This window comes from Dictyobacter vulcani (genome assembly GCF_008974265.1).
GTDB classification, from domain to species: Bacteria; Chloroflexota; Ktedonobacteria; order Ktedonobacterales; family Ktedonobacteraceae; genus Dictyobacter; species Dictyobacter vulcani.
In genome coordinates this window covers 1,719,554-1,739,179 of record NZ_BKZW01000001.1, presented here as the reverse complement: position 1 = coordinate 1,739,179, position 19,626 = coordinate 1,719,554, and the positions used below count along the sequence as shown (strand labels likewise).

Annotated in this window: 15 protein-coding genes and 1 tRNA gene; 9 read left to right on the top strand and 7 right to left on the bottom strand. The window is 50.4% G+C overall.

All coding sequences use genetic code 11. The features are described 5' to 3' along the window. Window positions 1–142 precede the first annotated feature (142 nt). Window positions 143–2,533 (top strand): ArnT family glycosyltransferase, encoded by a 2,391-nt coding sequence (locus KDW_RS07255; protein WP_151755339.1) that lies wholly within the window; start codon window positions 143–145, stop codon window positions 2,531–2,533. Between the two features lie 95 nt (window positions 2,534–2,628). On the opposite strand, the gene aroE is transcribed toward KDW_RS07255, so the two are convergent. Further along, window positions 2,629–3,507: a shikimate dehydrogenase gene (gene aroE / locus KDW_RS07250; protein ID WP_151757316.1), complete on the bottom strand. Its 879-nt coding sequence runs from the start codon at window positions 3,505–3,507 to the stop codon at window positions 2,629–2,631. 491 nt (window positions 3,508–3,998) lie between these two features. On the opposite strand from aroE, the gene KDW_RS07245 reads away from it, so the two are divergent. Continuing rightward, window positions 3,999–4,676: an NUDIX hydrolase gene (locus KDW_RS07245; protein ID WP_371876234.1), complete on the top strand. Its 678-nt coding sequence runs from the start codon at window positions 3,999–4,001 to the stop codon at window positions 4,674–4,676. A gap of 39 nt (window positions 4,677–4,715) precedes the next feature. Next, window positions 4,716–5,516, top strand: coding sequence for an MBL fold metallo-hydrolase (locus KDW_RS07240; protein WP_151755337.1), 801 nt, complete (start codon window positions 4,716–4,718; stop codon window positions 5,514–5,516). 171 nt (window positions 5,517–5,687) lie between these two features. Here the strand turns inward: KDW_RS07240 and KDW_RS07235 are convergent, their stop codons facing one another. Then, the gene (locus tag KDW_RS07235) at window positions 5,688–7,358 is read right to left on the bottom strand and encodes an ABC1 kinase family protein (RefSeq protein ID WP_162005025.1); all 1,671 of its coding nucleotides are present in this window, start codon (window positions 7,356–7,358) and stop codon (window positions 5,688–5,690) included. A 339-nt stretch (window positions 7,359–7,697) separates the two neighbouring features. Between KDW_RS07235 and KDW_RS07230 the strand changes: the two genes are divergently transcribed. Next, window positions 7,698–10,379: a M1 family metallopeptidase gene (locus KDW_RS07230; protein ID WP_151755335.1), complete on the top strand. Its 2,682-nt coding sequence runs from the start codon at window positions 7,698–7,700 to the stop codon at window positions 10,377–10,379. Window positions 10,380–10,448: 69 nt separating this feature from the next. Here KDW_RS07230 and pepE read toward each other — a convergent pair whose 3' ends face one another. Continuing rightward, window positions 10,449–11,183: a dipeptidase PepE gene (gene pepE, locus KDW_RS07225; protein WP_151755334.1), complete on the bottom strand. Its 735-nt coding sequence runs from the start codon at window positions 11,181–11,183 to the stop codon at window positions 10,449–10,451. 265 nt (window positions 11,184–11,448) lie between these two features. Here pepE and KDW_RS07220 point away from each other — a divergent pair, with 265 nt between their 5' ends. The 5 genes from KDW_RS07220 to KDW_RS07200 all read left to right on the top strand — a co-directional run bounded on the left by KDW_RS07220 (window position 11,449) and on the right by KDW_RS07200 (window position 15,186). Next, window positions 11,449–12,066 (top strand): TetR/AcrR family transcriptional regulator, encoded by a 618-nt coding sequence (locus KDW_RS07220; protein WP_151755333.1) that lies wholly within the window; start codon window positions 11,449–11,451, stop codon window positions 12,064–12,066. Between the two features lie 104 nt (window positions 12,067–12,170). Further along, window positions 12,171–12,401: a hypothetical protein gene (locus KDW_RS07215; protein ID WP_151755332.1), complete on the top strand. Its 231-nt coding sequence runs from the start codon at window positions 12,171–12,173 to the stop codon at window positions 12,399–12,401. Between the two features lie 67 nt (window positions 12,402–12,468). Further along, window positions 12,469–13,422, top strand: coding sequence for an NAD-dependent epimerase/dehydratase family protein (locus KDW_RS07210; RefSeq protein WP_151755331.1), 954 nt, complete (start codon window positions 12,469–12,471; stop codon window positions 13,420–13,422). Between the two features lie 254 nt (window positions 13,423–13,676). After that, complete coding sequence (locus tag KDW_RS07205; protein ID WP_151755330.1) at window positions 13,677–14,990, top strand: transposase; 1,314 nt, start codon at window positions 13,677–13,679, stop codon at window positions 14,988–14,990. A gap of 119 nt (window positions 14,991–15,109) precedes the next feature. Continuing rightward, window positions 15,110–15,186 (top strand) — tRNA-Glu (locus KDW_RS07200). Between the two features lie 122 nt (window positions 15,187–15,308). Here KDW_RS07200 and KDW_RS07195 read toward each other — a convergent pair. The 4 genes from KDW_RS07195 to KDW_RS07180 all read right to left on the bottom strand — a co-directional run bounded on the left by KDW_RS07195 (window position 15,309) and on the right by KDW_RS07180 (window position 19,580). Then, complete coding sequence (locus KDW_RS07195; RefSeq protein WP_151755329.1) at window positions 15,309–16,622, bottom strand: thymidine phosphorylase; 1,314 nt, start codon at window positions 16,620–16,622, stop codon at window positions 15,309–15,311. Between the two features lie 28 nt (window positions 16,623–16,650). Further along, window positions 16,651–17,439 (bottom strand): hypothetical protein, encoded by a 789-nt coding sequence (locus KDW_RS07190; protein ID WP_151755328.1) that lies wholly within the window; start codon window positions 17,437–17,439, stop codon window positions 16,651–16,653. A gap of 392 nt (window positions 17,440–17,831) precedes the next feature. Next, window positions 17,832–18,761, bottom strand: a complete 930-nt coding sequence (gene rho, locus KDW_RS07185) for a transcription termination factor Rho (protein WP_151755327.1) — start codon at window positions 18,759–18,761, stop codon at window positions 17,832–17,834. A 60-nt stretch (window positions 18,762–18,821) separates the two neighbouring features. Then, a complete protein-coding gene (locus tag KDW_RS07180; RefSeq protein ID WP_151755326.1) occupies window positions 18,822–19,580 on the bottom strand; it encodes a hypothetical protein in 759 nt (252 codons plus the stop codon). Window positions 19,581–19,626 lie beyond the last annotated feature (46 nt).

Sequence of the window (19,626 nt, the reverse complement as noted above, 5' to 3'; positions counted from 1 at the left end):
TAAAATGCTCACTATCCTTTTTTGACAGACTCAACTATTCATGCATATAATGATGCGCGCATGTGGATGGGTTGAATAGTTGATCTCAATCACAGGCTTGTGTGGCTTAATTATGGAATCTATTTTAGAGAAATAATGTTATATGCAGTGGTTTTCAACGTATGGATGGCGGAAGGTCGCCGGGCTGCTATTACTTACGATATTTTTATGCTTGCTCGATCGGGTATGTTATCACATTACTGTTCCTGTTACGTTGGAGATACGTCATCAATCTTTGCAAGTGCGCGTGGGAACTACGACGCTTAACGTTGGGAAGGTTGGAACACCTCAATATCTTATCTTTGCAGATGAGGATCCGGTCCTGCATGAGTATCAGATGGATGGGACCGATAGCACGAATAATTTCAGCCTGGATCCCACTTATTTCCAACATATTGCTAGCTCACCCTACTACCGTTTTCAAGCCTGGATGCGAGATCTGGATGGAACCAGTTTATGGCGTGATCTACAAATAGAGCAACCGCATAAAGCTCAAATACATACAATTCCGTTGAAACCAGGGGTTCCTATTCCACTATCAGGCGAGGCGGTTTTGAATATCCATGTCCAGTTACAACGTCCTGAGACGCCGCGTACACTTAATCTGGTGCTGGCAGACCATTCAAGCGTGCATATCACCTTAAATCGTAATGATCGTTTTATTAACGTAATCCACAATTCTCCTGATCTGTTTAACGAGAAAGAGATTGGACGAACTTATTTTCCGCAAGATCCTTTGCCTTTTGCTGCCATGGTGATTAGCTTTATTATTCGCACCCTGTTATGGTCCCTGGCTTTATTGATGCTGGTCATAGTTGGAGATAGTGTGATTGCCCTTCTGAATAAACAAGCAACTGGCCGCTGGCAATTTTTGAGATCATATAAGAATGAACATGCCATCCTGCGTCAATCAGTTCAAAACAAAAATGCCGTGAGGAGAGTATGGGAGGCCCTGACCACCGCTATACACCCATCAGGACTGCTGTGTCTGATTGGCTCCCTCTGCTTTATCCTGTGGATTGCCAGGGTGCAATATCATGGCATGCCACATATCTATGATGCCAATGCCTATTTTTTTGCCGCCAAAATGTATGCGCATGGCCAGCTGAGTGCTCCACTACCACCGGCGGCCTCACTTTTTCCAGGTCCTTTTATGTTGCAATATGGCGGACAATGGTTTGCCCAGTATCCACCAGGTACAGCCCTGACACTGATGCCTGGTATGTGGCTGGGACATCCCTGGATGGTTGAACCAGTGTGTGGCACATTGTCCTTGCTGGGTATTGGCTTGATTCTGGCCCGTCTCTATAATCGGCAGGTCGCAACCTTAGCCGTGATACTTGGTACCCTCTCGCCTTTTTATAGTTATCTGGCCGCCAGCTATCTCAGCCATGCCATTGCTCTTTTCTATCTGGTCTGGGGATGGTGGGCATTGTTGCGCTTCCTTCAAGGCGGAGCTGCCTGGAACATCTGGCTAGCCACCATGTGCTTTGGCCTGGCTGCATTAACACGTGACCTGGTTGGTGTTTTATGGATCGTACTGGTTACAGCGATCAGCATCTATCTTTGTTGGTCACAGGTTCGCCTGTCCTGGCGGCGTTGGTGGCTACCTTTCCTGGTTGCTCTGGGTCTTGCCCTCTGCTTTGTTGGTATCAGCCTGGGTTTCAATCAACTGCTCACCCATGATCCATTGCTCTCACCACGGAGCCTGTTTTATGCGCCCGATACCTGGGGATTTGGCAGCGGCATTGGTTTTTATGGTCAACATACCCTGGCGGCTGGTCTGGTTAATCTTGACGAGAATTTAACCAGTCTGGCTATTGATCTCTACGGCTGGCCTTTTTATACCACCCTGGCATTTATGGCGATCCCTTTTCTTACCCGGCAAGCCAGATTAATTGATTGGTTGCTGTTACTGTGTCTGGTGCTTATGGCGGGAGCTTATATTGGATACTTTTATCATGGCATCTACCTGGGACCGCGCTACCTGTTTGAGACCTTACCGTTTCTCCTGGGTTTGACGGCAAGGGGAATTGTAACGCTGGCCGCGCTGGGACGAAAGCCGGGTCATAGTATCGTTCAGTGGAGTAAGGATACCGCCACCAATCACGTCTCCCTCGCAGCACCGCGCTGGAGCCTGAGCACAGTCTTGCTGGTGGGCAGTCTACTGGCATGCAACCTGTTGTACTTCTTGCCACGTCAGATAGAAGTGCATAAAGATTATAATGGATTACCCGCCAACTATCAGATTGACATGGCTGCAATCTATCAACCTCAATTTCATCATGCCATTGTGGTGACCAACAACTATGTCTTCTATCAGATGGTGCTTTTCCCCATTAATGATCCTGTTCTGCACAACGATGTGATCTATGCATTGGCCGGTGAGCCCGCCCAATATGCACAACTCCATCAAGCTTTTCCCGGTCGCAAAATCTATCAGATCAGTATCGTCAATAATGGAACCATACAGTACGATTCCATAGACAATTAAGGCATAGGTCAAAGTGAACATAAACAAATGTGACAGTGTTCACAGAAAAAGAGAAGATTACCCTCCACGAGGATACTCGCACGTGAACCAGAGCGTTAAATGATTAATGATTGGCGCATCACCTCAAGCGGAGCTGGTTGATTGGTCCAGAGTGTAAAGGCCAGGGCTCCCTGGTGGAGGAGCATCGAGAGTCCATTGGCGGTCTCAAAGCCCATCAGGCGTGCCTGACAGAGTAAAAAGGTCTGTGAAGGATTATAGATCATATCATAGATAAAGGTATCCGGATCAAAGTGCGAGAGGATCTCGGGGGGTAATGGACTGATATCTTCGTGTAGCCCTACAGACGTTGCATTAATAATGATCGACGAGCTACGTGGTATCAGGAAGGAAGGATCATTTAAGGTAAAGATTGGCCGATCATAGTATTGAAGCAGATCAGCCGCCAGCATCTGGGCACGCTCCATATGGCGATTAAGGATAATAAGTTGTTCAATTCCTGCCTCGACCAATGCGAACGCTGCTGCACGAGCCGCCCCACCGGCTCCTAACAGGATGGCGGTATGGCCTTTTAACGAAACTTTTTGCTGATGCATCACGCCCAGACCATGTTCGTGCAGTGCATAAAGGAGTCCCAGCGCATCTGTATTATAGCCATACAGATAGTCATCGCGATGAACGATGGTATTGATCGCACCAATGCGTTCTGCCAGAGGATCAAGCTTGTCGATCAAAGGCATTACAGCTTCTTTGTGCGGTATGGTCACATTGGCTCCCAGGCATTGTGGCTCACAGAGAGAGCGTATGCGTTCAACGAGCTGTTTGGCGGGTGTATGCCAGAGCTCGTAGTGTGCTGGAATTCCCAATGCATCAAAAGCGGGCTGCTGAAAGCGTGGCGAGAAAGAATGCGCCACAGGATCACCAATCAAGCCCACATGGTATTGTTGGACTGTTTGCACTAACGTCTGCTTATTCATAGACATCATGCACCATTTTCTATATGTTGAAGGCGATCGTGAGTTCGCCTGATAGCTTCTGCTATAAATTATACCAGAAATAGTTCAATTCACGTCTACAATCAGGGACTATTATTTCCCCGGCATACACCGCAGGCTTGCATGCTCTTGAAAGTTCAGTATGAACGTGGTTCAATTATGGCCAGTGCAACTCACACGGTTGAAACGCATCCGATGAAACCCGCTTTTAGCATCCGATTAACGCCTCTATGGTACTATACATAAGCATGGTCGGTTTTTATAGATCTTGCTGAGTTTAACCGCTTGCTCACACTGAAAGGACGCTGGATGTCCTCTGCTGGATACGTCTGGTTTTTTAGCATAGCGGATGAAGAATTGGAGAATCAGGGATGCCCGTACAACCTAGACCGTCAGCAGCAGTGATGCTGCTTCGTGATACCCAATCAGGCTTAGAAATATTTATGGTCAGGCGTTCGTCAAAAAGTGCCTTTATGCCAGACGTTTATGTCTTTCCAGGTGGCGCGGTTGCGGAAGAAGATCACCATATTGAGGTCCAGACAGAACTTTGTTGGCCGGTAGCTAACTCTGGGGCTGATCCAGAGGGACGAACCAGGCTGGGGACTGGCCTGCGGGTGGCGGCACTGCGCGAGTTGTTTGAAGAAGCGAATATCTTGCTTGCCTATACCAATGAGCAGCGTATGCTAGCTATCGAGGAAAGCGCACTTTCCCGTTTTAAGTCGCATCGTCAGACCTTCCATAAGCAGCAGGGATCAATGGAGCAATTATTGCGCGAGGAGCGACTGGTTCTGGCAACCGATCAATTGTATTATTTTTCACATTGGATTACGCCTGAAGTATCACCTAAACGCTATGATACCCATTTCTTTCTGGCTCCAGGTCCAGCCAAACAGGAGGCGGCCTATGATCAAATCGAGACCAGTGATGGCATCTGGATCGGGGCTGGACAGGCTTTAGAACGGCATGAGGCTGGTTCTTTTGACCTGGCTTTTCCCACCATCTATCAATTGCGTGAACTTGCCGCCTTTACCTCTGTGGCCGAGGCTCTCGCTACAGCCGGGCAGCAGTATGTGCAGACCCATCGGCCCGTGATCGTGAAAGAAGGCGGTGAGAGCCAGATTGTTTTACCGGGAGAGAAGGCTCAATCTTAGCCTGAAAGCTTGCTGACTGGCACAGGAGAATAGAAATTTATGAGTGAGCCATTTACAACTATTCTAGCCCCCAATGCATCAATCATGACTGGAGCAGGCACTAATACCATCGTACTGGGTGGTGGGATCGAAGGTGCCACAGTGATCGATCCAGGATCCGCTGATAAGCAGCATCTAGAGGCGATTATCAGCGCTGGCGAGGAGCGTGGGGGCATTCGGCGTATCCTGATCACCCATGGTCATCCAGATCATCTGGATGGCGCTGAGGAACTACGCCGGATGCTACACATTTATATTTATGCATTCAGTCGTGATGGAGTGTCCTGTGCTGATGAAGAGTTACAGGATGGGGTGATCATCCCGGCCGGTGATGATACCTTGCGCGCAATCCACACCCCGGGCCATCGTTTCGACCATCTCTGCTTTTTACTGGAGAAGGAACGTATCCTGTTTGGGGGCGATCTCTTAGCGGGTACTGGTACCGTTGTCATTGCGCCACCCGAAGGAGATATGCTGGACTATCTCCAATCCCTGCAGCGGCTCCAAAAGCTGGATCTAGCAGCGATTGTTCCTGCGCATGGCCCGCGCATTCCTAATCCACAGAAGCGGCTAAGCATGTATATTGAGCACCGTCTGGAACGCGAACAACAGATCCTCAATACGCTACAGCAATATCCTGCTGGTATCAGCCTGACTGCTATTGTGGACCAGATCTATCGGGACGTTGATCCACAACTCCATCCAATCGCCGCCCAATCCGTTACTGCCCATCTGCTCAAATTAGAGCGAGAGGGCCGCGTACAACATATAGATAGCGAAGGCTGGCGTTTCTTATCCTGAACCACAGGTGACTCACAGCCCATCACTCTGTATACAGATGGAAAGAAGCCAGTTCTTCACCTGAAGAGTAATGCCTCAGGTGAAGAACTGGCTTCTTATGTTGTACCGCCGATTTTTTGTCCCTTTTGGACTTTTGCTGTGTATGTATAGATGATATTACTTAGTAAGCGTTTAGCGTCTGAAAAGCGTGCCCAGGGCTGTTAGTGCGGCCAGGCCCAGGCAGAACCAACCGGGAGCTTCCATGTGTATATTGGTGAGATAGATGCCGCCACCCATAGATGCCAGAAACATGAAGAGCAGCGATATGCGGCTGCCGCTACCAGCTATCTGCACACTGATACTCCCATTGCGTCCGCGCCTGGTTTTGGTTTGAGGCAGATTGGCCAGTTTGACCTCTACCTGTCCCGAATCAAGGCGCGTAATCAGGTTTTCCACTGAACGTGGCAGGTTCATCAGGACCTTGCCGTTCTCTAATAATTGAGTTAATACTTCTTGCATCGTCTCGCGTGCCGAGTTGGCGTCCAGCCCCAGGAAGGAGCGTGCATAGGGGGTCGCGATCTCAAGAAAATTAAAGTCAGGAGCCAGGCCGGTTGAGACACCCACCAATGTACTGACTGCGCGACCAGTAAAAGCGAACTGAGCGGGAATATGGAAAGGTTGGTCATAGAGGAGATTAACCATATCCTGCGCAATTTCGCCCATATCTAAATCGCGCATTTGTGCCAGAGTTGCCCCATGATATTGTTCCATGAAGAGCGTAATCGCCTTCTCAATTGCTACTGGATTGGCTCCCTCGCCGATAAAACCCAGACGACTCAGAGCCTGAACGATCATATGGGCGTCCCGCATAATAAAACCTAGAAAGATATCGCGTATAGAACGCTTCATACCTTTGGTGATTGAGCCCACCATGCCAAAATCTAGAAAGGCAATCACTGGTGCCTCTGGTGAGGATCCGGCCTTCACAAAGATATTACCAGGATGTGGATCGGCATGAAAGAAACCTGCTTCAAAGAATTGATAGAAATAAGCATTGACGGTTCGGTTCGCGACCTGTAAACGATCAATTTTTGCCGCATCCAGGGCTGCGTAATCATTTAACTTGACTCCATCGATCCACTCAATGACCAGCACACGGCGCGTAATATATTCTTCATAGATAGTAGGAATATAGATGGTAGGATCATCTTTAAACATCTCTTTAAAGCGTCTGGCATTGGTCGCCTCGGTGACAAAATCAATCTCCTCATAGACTGTGCGCCGGAACTCGCGGTAGAAGCCCCTGAGATCGATGAAACGGGTATCGACAAATTTTGTAATCACCCAGATCACAAAGCGCAGACTATTTAAGTCCATCGCCACTAATTGATCAATATTGGGACGCTGAATTTTCACCGCCACTGTTTCACCGGTTTTGGCCAGAACGGCTTTATGTACCTGACCCAGAGAAGCGGCCGCCGCGCAATCGGTCTCTATATGACTGAACAACTCACCCACTGGCTTCTTATATTCTGACTCAATCGCGTTCACCACGTGATCAAAAGATTCCGGGGGTACCTCATCCTGTAGTGAAGTAAGGACGGCCAGTGCACGTTCTGGTAGCAGGTCGGCGCGGGTACTCATAAACTGTCCCAGCTTAATCATCAACACGCCCAGTTTAATGGCCGTCTGACGGAAAGCCACCAGCACCTCAATTAAAACATCAGTATTGGGCTGGATCTCATAATTTCCGCGTTCGCGTGCTTTTACCACACGCTGCCGTTCGCGATAAATAACCCAGAGGGTCCAGAGCAGTAATCTTACCACTCTGAAAGAGCGAATGAACTGCGAAAATCTATTCACACGCGGTATTTTTTTCTGCATTAATCAGCCTCGCAAAGTTTTTTTTATGGCACTGTCGCAAGTGGCTGGAAACAAAGCCAGATCCACCTGACGGATTCTTTTTCCTTCTTTACACATATACGCTTGAGTCATGCTCTGGGGTAGCGTCTTTTTTCACCAGATTGTATCTGCGAGCAGTCATATAAGCACTAAATTCTGCGCATCAGCCACTTTCTATGATCTGTGCTTTCGCCTCAGTTTGATTAAAAGTACTAATCATAATATGATGTAGAGGTAATGTTCTCTGTGATCGATACATAGCAGTGTTCGACACATTCATACTAGAGTAGGAGTAACATTTTGTTTACCTGTCATCGTGGGGAAGCCCTTGAACTGGGTAATGGCTACGGCCTTATGTTCTTTAATGAGCAACAATCACTCCCATCACCGAAGTCGCGCTCTTTTGAGTTGCCTGGTGATCAATTGCAGTTCGCCCCTGATCGACCTGCAGATGTGCAGCATGTGAAATTGGATATCACGCTGGACTTTGACCAGGAGACCATCAGTGGCACCGCATATACAACCTTTGCAGCTCTGTATGAAGAGGTGCGAACCATTTCTCTGGATGCTGAAGAATTGCAGATCGAGAAAGTCGCACTTGAGGATGGCACGCGGCTCGAGTATTCCACAACCAGCCGCAAGCTCCTGGTGATTCTGGATCGGCCATACAAGCATGGCGAGCAGTTCACAGTAGCAGTAACCTATCATGCGAAACCACGGATTGGCCTGCATTTTATGAAACCCGTCCCCGAAGATCCAACCCGGCCAGTGCATGCCTGGACCTTTGGAGAGACACGTTATAACAGTCACTGGCTACCCTGCCATGATGATCTGAATGATCAGGCGACTACTGAGATCATCGTCACCGTGCCAGCCCAATTTATGACTATTTCCAATGGCAACTTGCTCGACGTCAAAGATAATGGCGCAACCAGAACCCACCACTGGCGGCACGATGTTCCTCACGCCGCTTATCTTATCTCGCTGGTAGTCGGCGACTTTGCGGTGATCGAAGACTCTTACAACGGCAAGCCAGTCAACTACTATGTGCGCAAGGACCGTGCGGAAGATGCGCAATTGCTCATGGGCAAAACACCACAGATGATGCGCTTCTTCTCAGAGTTCATCGGTGTAGATTATCCCTATGATAAATATGCCCAGACCGTCGTCGAGATCTACACCGGTGCGATGGAGCATACCACAACCACCACACACAGCTTTTCATTATTACCGGATAAGCGTGCTGCATTGGATATGGATGTGGTGCCCGTGGTGGCCCATGAACTGGCTCACCAATGGTTTGGCGATCTGCTCACCTGTCGGGATCTGGCGAATGGCTGGCTGAAGGAAGGCTTTGCCACCTACTTTGAACAGATGTGGGAACAGCATGATCTCGGCAATGATGAGTTTAAATACTCGATGTTGCAGGAGAAGCTGGGCTACCTGGATGAGGACAGCCATTATCGACGTCCGATCGTCTATTATGTCTATCATGATCGTGGTTTTGAGCTGTTTGACCGCCACCTGTATAACAAAGGTGCCTGGGTACTGCATATGCTGCGCCACCAGCTGGGGGAGCAGAGTTTCCGCCGTGGTATGAAAGCCTATGTGGAAACGTATCGCGGCAAAGCCGTCGTGACCGCTGATCTCCTGCGCACCCTCGAAGAAGTGACCGGCCGTAGTCTGGAGCGCTTCTTCCAGCAATGGGTTCATGGTGGTGGACATCCAGATTTAGAGGTGAACTATAGCTGGGATGCTGAGCGCAAGCTGGCTAGAGTGAAAATCAAGCAGACCCAGAAGGTGGATAATTTAACTGCTTGCTTCTACACACCGCTGGACATCGCCTTTACCTTGCCCGCCTCAGATAAAGAAGCCGCGAAAGAGCAGGTCAAACAGACGCGTACGGTTACGATGCAGGTACAGCTCGGTGAAGATGGACAGGCGGAGCAGAGCTTTTATCTGCCATTGGAGCGTGAGCCAGTGATGGTACGCATTGATCCAGATGGCTGGCTGCTCAAAACGTTGAAATTTGAGCGTTCCAGTCGCATGTTGCAGTACCAGTTAGCTCACGATCCAGATGTCCTGGGTCGGGTTGAGGCTGCCCAGGAACTGAGCAAACAGCAGGACGAGAGTAGCCTGGATGCATTAGTGACCGCACTGAACAAAGATCCTTTCTGGGGTGTACAGGTGACCGCCGCCAAAGCATTGGCAACTCTGGGCAATGAGAAGGCTCAGACAGCCTTGATCAAGGCGCTGGCAGAACTGGATCCCACGAAATCCTCTAAAGCCCGTGCGGCCATCGCCCTGGCGCTGGGTCGCTATCAGACTCCAGTACAGAGCGAGCTGGCACAGCGGTCCGCAGAGGCCTTGCGCGACCTGCTCAGTCGTGGGGATATCAGCTATCTGGTTGAATTTAATGCCGCTGAAGCGTTGGGGCGCACACGTACGGAAGGCAGTGTTGATTTCTTAATCAAGCAGTTAGATCGCCCCAGTTGGATCAATATTGTTCAGCGTGGAATCTTCCGAGGATTGGCTTTCAGCGGTGAAGATCGCGTGGTTGATCTGATGGCAGAGTATGCGCGCAATCCAGAGAGCCATCCTACCCTGCGCCGTTCCGCGCTGACTGGCTTGCTGGTTGTCGGGCAACAACATGGTGAGTACAGCCAGGCGGCCCGTCAGCATGCCGTTACTGCCCTGATCAATACCGTTGAGCATGATACCTGGGGACCTTGCCGATCTACTGCTGCCATGGGACTGACAGAGTTTGGTGACAAACGTGCCATATCGATCCTGCAGAAGCGCGCTGAAACCGAACTGGATTCAGGTATACAACGCCGCTTCCGCTTGTCTGCTCAGACACTCAGCACGGAAGACAAAGACGGAACGCAGCTTAAACAGCTACGCAACGATCTGGATGAGATCCGTGAGGAGAATCGCAAATTGCGCGATCAATTAGGCGCGCTTGAGGCCAGAATCAAATAAGGTTCTGTTCTCTGACATGAGATCTGAAAAAGGCATCAGTCTGCCCCGGGTAGACTGATGCCTTTTTGACTAAGCTTTTTGATCGAAGGTAGCTTTTTCTGTGAGTAGCCAGGAAAGATCTGTGCCTGGTTTGTATTCCTGAGGCTCAGTCCCGCGTCTAAAGAGTCTGGCATCTGCCAGTCCATCCAGGTGTAACTGCGAACCACGCTTCCGCAGCCAGGAGCCCTCACGCAATCCCAGCACCGGCACATCATTCTCTTCCAGAAACTCTCTGATACGATCCTCACGCGTCTCCCCCATATGCGTAGAGTTGGATAAAGGATCCTGATAGTGTGGATTGATCTGGAAAGGAATAAGATTGAAGGCGTTGAATGATTCTGGCTGCACGATCGGCATATCGTTGGTCGTACGCATGGTGGGACAGGACATATTGGTGCCTGCACTTGAACCCATGTAGCGCAACTCTCCACTGGTGACGCGGGCCCTGACCGGAGCCAGCATCTCCAATTGTTCAAGCGTTTTTAACAGGCGAAAACTATTGCCGCCACCTACAAATAACACCTCTGCGTCCTGTAATGTCTGCTGAAGATTAGAAACGGTATGGAGACCGATTACTGTTACTCCAAACGGTTCAAGAGCAGTCTTGATTGTGTTGGTATAACCATCATAATCCGAGCCAGCATAGGGTGCGAAATACACCGTGTGGTGATCCGCGAGAAACTCGCTGAGCGCAGCACGTGCATGTTCAAACATACGCATGCCATGTGTGTGCGAATTACTGAATAATAGAAGATTATCTTGCATCCTTTTTTCCTCTCATAGTAGTGTCTCTCAGCTATTGTAAATGACCCGTCGAGAGGGGAAAATACCCCTCAGTTTTTGATGGAAAGGTAATGTGTCCTTGGTTAAGGGTGGAGAAAAGGGAGAACTCACAAACGAGAGAGCAAGACGGATCGCGTTGGGAGAAGAAACCAGGTGGAGAAATCGGCCAGGAAAATGGGCTTGACTTTCTGCTCTTTCGCTGGTATAGTGTTTCTAACAAAGTTAGATTTTTGAATGGAGGTAGAAGTTGGGTCTGAAACAACGACGCGAACGGGAAAAGCAAGCTATGCGGGAGGGAATTCTTGAAGCTGCACGCCACCTCGCTCGGCAAGAGGGCTGGTCGGCAGTCACGATTCGCAAGATCGCCGAGCAGATCGAGTACAGTCCCCCAATGGTGTATGAGTACTTTGCCAGTAAAGAGGATCTGCATCTGGAACTCTTGCGCGGAGGATTTCGTCTGTTAGCCGCGGCCATGCAGCGCGCCTTTGAGGCAACCGAGGATGGCGAAGAACGATTGCTCAGAATCGGGGAAGCATATTGCCAGTTTGCCCATATGTATCCTGAGCTGTACCAGATGATGCATGGCCTGGGAGGAGTTCCCCTCGATGCACAAGAGCGGATGCTTGCTGCCCAGGAGATCTGCCAGATCGTTTTGGAAGCGTTAACCCTCTGGACGCAGACCAGGAGCGTCACGCTGGATGATCCCGCTGAGGCAGTGGAGACGCTCTGGGCCGTTCTGCACGGAGTGGTCAGCCTGTATATTGTTGATCGTCCCCAGGAAGAGGATCACCGAGCTGAACGGCTGGCTTGGCGAACCATCCAGAGTCTTTTGACAGCCTGGAGTTTCTCCTTGCGGGCAAGCTAGTTGTTTTTATTTGCTTGTTATCTAACTTAGTTAGGTTTTTTAGTTGTCGTTAGTTAGATCCAGGAAAGAGCCAGCAAGGAAGCCCATTACCGAAAGGGAACACCATGATGGGTACCAACTCGCTTGAACAGTTAGCATGCCATATCCATACCTTACAAACGCTTCAAATGCTCGTGCCAAAGCGCGCGCGTTCTGCCACCCTGGCCTCTACCGCGAGTCTGGTCTCCACCTTATGTCAGGAGTTTGGAGCCGCCGCTACTCTTGAAGAGGTCATTCAGGCTCTCGTGGGAAGGCATTTGCGAGCACAGATGCGAACACGCACCGTCGCGGGCTAACGGTGGCATGTTTCGCGTGTCGGACCATGTGAAAAACCATTGTATTATCAGAAACAGGAGAATTATCATGAACCGCTCAAACGAACTGCATGTCATTTTCGGAACCGGTCCGGTCGGACTGTCGCTCGCGGAGGAACTGCTTGCCAGAGGCAAACGCGTTCGCCTCGTCAATCGAAGTGGAAAGGGACGAATTCCTGCTGGAGCAGAACTGGTTGCCGGTGATGCCTCCAGGCTCGCTATCGCCCAGGAACTCTGTCGAGGCGCATCTGTCATCTACAATGCCACCCATGCCCCCTACGAACAGTGGCCGGAGGTCCTTCCCCGTTTACAGGAGAATATGATCGAGAGCGCTGCCACCACTGGAGCGAAGTTGGTGGTGATCGATACCCTCTACGTGTATGGAGAAACGCATGGGCAGCCCATGACAGAAGAGACGCCTTACGCAGCGACATCGCGCAAAGGGCGTCTGCGTGCCGAGCTCGCCTGGGGTTACCTGCAAGCCCATCGCACCGGCAAGATTCGTGTCGCGCTGGGACGGGCCGCTGATTTCTTCGGCCCGCGTGTGCTTCATTCAGCGCTGGGTCAGTATGTCTTTCCCGCCGCGCTCTCCAGCCAGCCGATCCTGACCCTTGGCAATATCGATCTGCCTCACAGCTACAGTTATATGCCAGATATTGCCAAGGGCCTAGCTGTCCTGGGAGAATATGAAGAGGCTCTTGGCCACGATTGGCTGTTGCCCGTTGCTCCTGCGATCTCAACACGTAAAGTGAGCCGGTTGATTGAGCAAGCACTGGGGCATCCGTTGTCCCTTTTCTCCGTCACTTCCATTGACCAGGCACGCGAACTGGGCATTTTCGACGAGACCTTTGCTTCAGAGTATCGCGAACTCTTCTATCAATATACCGAGCCACACATCGTGGATGCGCGTGCAATGGAACACACATTCGGTCTGCACAGCACTCCGCTGGATGAGGCTCTGTATACCACTGTCCGTTGGTATCAAGAGCAGACGCGCTCTTAAAAAAGAAGCGGCCAGGGCAAACGTGATGTATCCCTGGCCGCTGTCTTCACGACCATCGTGTTTCAAGTATCAGCGATGCGTGCTTCATGATTGTCATGATGGGTTTGACATCCTGGCACTCTGGCGCGAAAGAGCCAACAGAACACGAACGCCGAATTCCCTGACACCCCACATTATCTACACCCCAAGGAGTCTTCAGTCCCATGCGTCTACCGTTTTCACAAGGAAAGTTACAGAGTCAGGAGCGTAGGTAGGTGCTCCAAACCGTACAAGAGCAAGCGAGAGCCGCCGCCAGAGCAGCTATCAAGCCAATCCTGGAAGCGTTTCTGGAAGCCGAAGTGAGCGTCAAACTGGGACGGGAGAAAGGGGAAAGTCGCCGGATCAGCGGGCAACCGCGCCCAATTGATTGGCAGTGCGGCCACTGCGGATGCATCGACGCCAATCAGATGACGCGCGACGGCCATTACCGCCGGAGTCTCTCAACGGGCTGGGGTCACCTGAGCGACGTGCGTGTTCCCATGCTAGAATGCCAAGCATGCCAGCATGATGTGGTCTGCCACTTTGCTATTGTCGAAAAATATCGACGGTTTTGGATGGATCTGGATCAGGATGTACTCTTCGGGAGTGGCTTTTGCCAGAGTTTGCGGCAGCTACAAGAACGGTGGAGCGCTACGGTAGAGGGAAGCGTGGGACTGCGCACGCTCAATGAACGGATCAATCAGATCGAGCCTTTGGTCGCGCACGTGCACACGGAACCGATCAGCGATGTTCCTCCTGTCATCCAATTGGATGGCATCTGGATCACGATCCAAAGCCAACAGGAGAAGATCAAACCAGATGCACGGAAGAGGCAACGACGTCAACGAAGCGGCAAAAAGATGGTGGTCCTGGTAGCCATTGGCTTCTGGCTGGATGGCAGACGGGAGGTGCTAGATTGGCAGATAGCGCGGAGCGAAGGCCATCAGAAGTGGGAAGTGCTGGTCCATCGACTCTGGAAGCGTGGATGCCAACCGGAACAGGGATTGCAACTCGTTGTACGTGATGGCAGTGGAGGGTTAGGAGAGGCTTTAGCCCTGGTTTATGGGGCCACAGTACCTGAGCAGCGGTGTATCTTTCACAAATTGCAGAATGTGGCGACGAAGTGTCGCAGTGAACTCAAAGGCAAAGACAACCACGATCTGCGAAAGCAATTGATGGAGCAAGCTGCTGCTGTCTATCAAGCGGAAAATGCCAGTGATGCCTGCAAGCGCCTGGTTCAATGGAGTAAGCAGTGGCGAGAGCGAGCTCCCCAATCGGTCGCAACGTTTGAACGTGATTTCGAGCAAACACTCGTTTTCTATGCGATTATCGGCCTGGCTCCTCAATGGATGCGCACGACTTCTCTCTTAGAGCGCACGAATCGGGAGCTGCGCCGCAAGTTCTTTCAGGCAGTGACCTTCGGGAGCCAGAGAGGAGCCGAGGTAGCCATCTATCTGCAAGTTCGACGGCTCCATGCTCGATGGACTGGGGAAAGTTGGTGGAAAACCTCTCACGATCTCTTCTTTGAAGTCTGGAATCTCAACCCTTAGCCACGGATACATTATCATGGAAATACCCTCTTGACAAAATCACCAGAGCCATGGCATAATACATGAGCCGTAGGGAAAGCAAGCATGACTTAGTGTGGAACCCCTATGACATAACATAAGGCGCATTCGTCTAGCGGTTTAGGACATCGCCCTCTCAAGGCGGAGATCACGGGTTCGAATCCCGTATGCGCTACCAGCAAAAAAGTGGAGTTACTTCTGAAGTAGCTCCGCTTTTTTTGTGTTTTCATTGATTATTCTGCCCGACAAAAAGAAGTCCACCAGTATGACAGTGGGTGGACTTCTTTATTACCTTCCTGGTTACTTTTGAGGACGAATAATATCACAGATCAATGGCAGAACCTGTACTGGCCTCTCGCTCCACTGATAGCAGGCCAGCAGGGCCGATTGAATGTTCTGGGCCTCCTCTGGATTGCGGGCATGAATCTCGATCAGTGGCGCACCTGCCTGCACATAGTCGCCGATCTTGGCTTTTAGCAGCAAGCCTGTACGATGGTCGACAGGATCGCCTTTTTTGAAGCGTCCAGCTCCCAGACTCATGCTGGCCAGACCTATTCCTTCGGCGTTGATGGCCGCGATATAGCCGCTTTGTGGTGCCGGAACCATAACACGGATCGGCGCGGTTGGCAGGAGGTCTGGATTTTCTATTTGCCGGGCATCGCCACCCTGAGCGGCAATAACTTCCGCCAGCTTTTTAACGGCTGCTCCGGATTGAATAGCAGCGGTCACTAATTGATCAGCTGTCTCCAGATCTGCAGCTTTACCTGTCATCACCAGTAGCTCGGCGGCCTCATGATAACAGAGTTCCGACACATCTGCAGGACCACGGCCATGAAGGATATCAATCGCCTCGCGTAACTCAATCGCGTTACCAATCGCATATCCCAGTGGCTGCTCCATTGACGTGATCGCTGCCACGGTATGCAGGTTTGCCGCACGACCAATCTCAACCATCGCCAGAGCCAGCTGGCGTGCCTGCTCTCTATTTTTCATGAACGCGCCGGAGCCAAACTTCACATCCAGCAACAGATGTGAAGCCCCAACCGCCATCTTTTTGCTCATGATACTGGAAGCAATCAGCGGAATACTCTCGATCGTGCCCGTTACATCGCGCAACGCATACAATTTACCATCGGCAGGTGCCAGATCACTGGATTGTCCGGCAAGCACAATCTGATGTTCCTGTAAGATGCGCATAAAATCAGCACGTGAAAGTTCCACATGAAACCCTGTTACTGATTCCAGTTTATCAACTGTACCGCCGGTATGGCCCAGGCCACGGCCCGTCATCTTGCCCACAGCGACACCGCAAGCAGCCACCAGTGGAGCTACCGCCAGCGTCACTTTATCGCCAACGCCACCGGTGCTATGTTTATCAACCACTGGTGATACCTGCGTGTTCACCCGCAGCTGCTCACCAGAGTTGACCATAGCCAATGTCAAATCGCTTGTCTCACGCGCATCCATGCCACGCAAATAGATCGCCATCAAAAGGGCGGCCATCTGATAATCAGGAATCGTTCCCTGCGTGTATCCCGCAATCAGCCAGCGAATCTCTTCTGTACTGAATGTTCCCCCATCCCTCTTCCTGGTAATAAGTTCAACCGTTTGCATATGCCGTTATTCCAATTGTTATTGCCAGCTACTCAGATAGCACGATGCGCAACGCTTCCATTGAATAGCCATTATCCGTTTCAAGCTGAAAGCGTCGCTGGGTCTGGCTACCCAGGCGCACGTTGCGATCGAAAATGAGTTGCCCATTGGTGTACTCATAGACGTTGCGCTCTTGATTATACACACCCTGTATAACAATTGTCTCAAATTTTTTATCGTCAAGCTCTCTGAAGGCCTTCGACAAGGTTGCAATCTGTTGCCACTGGACACAATGCTGGAAAAGGATGCGGATCACCTTTTTCTGGCCATAACCATCATCCTCATGCAAAACTTTATAATCCAGTGCCCCCTCTTCCAATTTTTTGAGCTGAGCCAGGGTATGTGGTGGAAATGGAGCAGGTGGCTCTGGAGCAGGCGGTAACGGCTTCTCCACCGGCCAGCCATTCTCCTGAATCACCCGTGTGGGACGTTGGGCAGGCTGTCGGACAGGAGGGTAAGGCTGTACAGGAGGGTAAGGCTGCACAGGAGGATAGGCAGAGGGTGGTGCATAGGCAGGTTGATTCGCTGTCTGACGCGGAGGTTGTGGGGTCACTGTCGGGCGTGCTGGAGGCGTCACGGCTGGCCGAGGCTGTACAGGAGGATATACTGGTTGCTGTGAAGTAGATGGAACAAAAGGTCGGGCCGGATTAGGAGGATAGACGGCTCGTTGTTGGTTAGGGCGACCGGCATTTTGTTGCTGAGGCGTAAAATTACGGCCACAGCGTATGCAGTAACTGGTATTATCTGGATTTAGTCCACCGCAATGGGGGCAACGCATAGGTTTTTTCTCCAGTCTGGATGTAGATAAACAGAAATTATAATCAACTGAGTGCTACATAAATATGACGAGATTTGACGCATTCATATCCAATGCTATGCGCATGAACCAGAATAATAAAACACTTTTTGCTGTATTGTACCACATCGCTACCGCAGCTTTATCTTTAGTTTGTGTTTGATTCCCGTGTGCTCCATAGCTTCTCGCCATGGACTTTCTCACCCGCGGTGCGAACAAGGGTTTTATTATGTTGTGTCAAAAAGTGTGCAGCGCACACTTTTTGACACAACATAATAAAAGAAGTATGGGCACTTTAGTGCCCGCGTGCGGCTGAGTGCTGTAAACACGAAAAAACGCCTGACAATTTCAGGCGTTTTTTCGTGTTTACAATCTTATCCTTGTTTGACGATCGCTTCTATCAATTGGGTGTTAGAAGGTGTTTTTTCAAAGAGTTGGATGACTTGCTCGGATGCATCGCGACGGGGTATATCCGCCATGCGACGGCGCACGATAGACGTGGCATTTAGTTCGGTGGATGAAAGAAGGCGCTCCTCCTGGCGTGTACTGGATGCAGTAATATCCATGGCCGGGAAGATGCGGCGGTCAGCCATCTCGCGAGACAGACGAATCTCTAGATTGCCTGTGCTCTTAAATTCCTCATACACCACTTCATCCAGGCGACTGCCGGTTTCAACCAGACAACTGGCTACAATAGTCAGGCTGCCACCTTCCTCAAGCGCTCTGGCCGCACCAAATACACGACGACCGATCTCAAGCGCATGAGCATCAATACCGCCAGATAGTGTTCGACTACCGCCACCATAGCCACCACCGCGCTGATTACGTGGCATTTGCCACATATCAGAGTTTAGATTATGAGCGCGTGCCAGACGCGTCAAAGAATCAAGTATAATAACCACATCGCGGCCCTGCGCTGCTTCACGCCTGGCATCTTGTAGTGCCTGTTCCACAATGCGCCCATGGCGGGAAGACTCTTGATCAAAACTAGAGGCATAGAGTCGCACCTGCGAACCGCGTACCTCTGTGCGCCAATCCGTCACCTCCTCGGGTCGTTCATCGACCAGGCAAAGGTAGAGGCGTGCCTCGGGAAAATTCTGAAGCGTGGCTGCTGCGATCTGGCGAAGAATCGTCGTTTTGCCTGCCTGGGGAGGAGCAACGATCAGTGCGCGCTGTCCAAAGCCGAGCGGCACCAGAAGATCAATCATGCGTGGCGCTATCGGTTGTTTCCCAGTTTCTAAAGTAATACGACGATTAGGGTGGATCGGAGTTAGCTTCTCAAAGGGAGTATGTGTAGATGCCACTCGTCATGGATCTCCTATCAACTACTAGGGGGATACTTCAATCATACTGTACCACACACGTCAAATCTGTGATGCATCTGAATCATTAGGTTGAGATTGCCATTCGTATGCCTGGTGTGCTGCCGAAGGTGTCGAATAGACCATCGAGTATTCTTTACAATCGGATTGAGGTTCTTGCGTATGCGTTGGCTCATCCGATTTCTTACTCAAGAAGCCAGAGACAAAGTACCGCAGGTGTTCATAAAACTTCTTCCGGGTTCCAGTATTCTGAATAATGCATATCCTCTTCTTACTAATACCATATTGCGCCAGTAATTGATAGATAAGCAACTCATCATTTTCTTCTTGATAGTAACTTCTGATCATCTCCTCAGAAATAAAATGATCATCCCGGTTGGTCGGATGATAGGCTCTTTCGTAGACGCGATTCACGCAGATATCGAGATTTGCCTCAAAAAAAATGAAGTAAGAATTGCGCAGAAACGCAGGCTGGAACTGCTTGAGGGCCTGTATATAATCATTGCGTGCGAACTCGAGGAGCAGCAATTTATGTGGTTGGGCTAAATATTTTTGCGCTTCTTGCTCGATAGCATGTAACGCGACATCTAGCACCGAAAAATCCGTCACATCAAAGCCACCACAGCCCGAGGGTTTGAATTTGTGATGGTGAATATCAGCCTTAAACTGTGCAAACAAAAAAGGATAATCATTGATGTGCATGGCCGACCACCCGTATCTTTTGGTCAAGAGATGTATGTATCGAGCCGCCGTTGACTTGCCAGAACCAGGTCGTCCTAATAAAAAAATAGTGATCGCCATAAAGGCTATTCTCCCATCTTGTAATACCACCTCTTACTCTCGTCAA

Coding starts and splice junctions, on each gene's coding strand:
- aroE (WP_151757316.1), bottom strand. CDS start 3,507: ATGAATAAGCAGACGTTAGTGCAAACAGTCCAACAATACCATGTGGGC.
- KDW_RS07210 (WP_151755331.1), top strand. CDS start 12,469: ATGAACCGCTCAAACGAACTGCATGTCATTTTCGGAACCGGTCCGGTC.
- KDW_RS07190 (WP_151755328.1), bottom strand. CDS start 17,439: ATGCGTTGCCCCCATTGCGGTGGACTAAATCCAGATAATACCAGTTAC.
- KDW_RS07240 (WP_151755337.1), top strand. CDS start 4,716: ATGAGTGAGCCATTTACAACTATTCTAGCCCCCAATGCATCAATCATG.
- pepE (WP_151755334.1), bottom strand. CDS start 11,183: ATGCAAGATAATCTTCTATTATTCAGTAATTCGCACACACATGGCATG.
- KDW_RS07180 (WP_151755326.1), bottom strand. CDS start 19,580: ATGGCGATCACTATTTTTTTATTAGGACGACCTGGTTCTGGCAAGTCA.
- KDW_RS07215 (WP_151755332.1), top strand. CDS start 12,171: ATGATGGGTACCAACTCGCTTGAACAGTTAGCATGCCATATCCATACC.
- KDW_RS07195 (WP_151755329.1), bottom strand. CDS start 16,622: ATGCAAACGGTTGAACTTATTACCAGGAAGAGGGATGGGGGAACATTC.
- KDW_RS07245 (WP_371876234.1), top strand. CDS start 3,999: ATGCCAGACGTTTATGTCTTTCCAGGTGGCGCGGTTGCGGAAGAAGAT.
- KDW_RS07255 (WP_151755339.1), top strand. CDS start 143: ATGCAGTGGTTTTCAACGTATGGATGGCGGAAGGTCGCCGGGCTGCTA.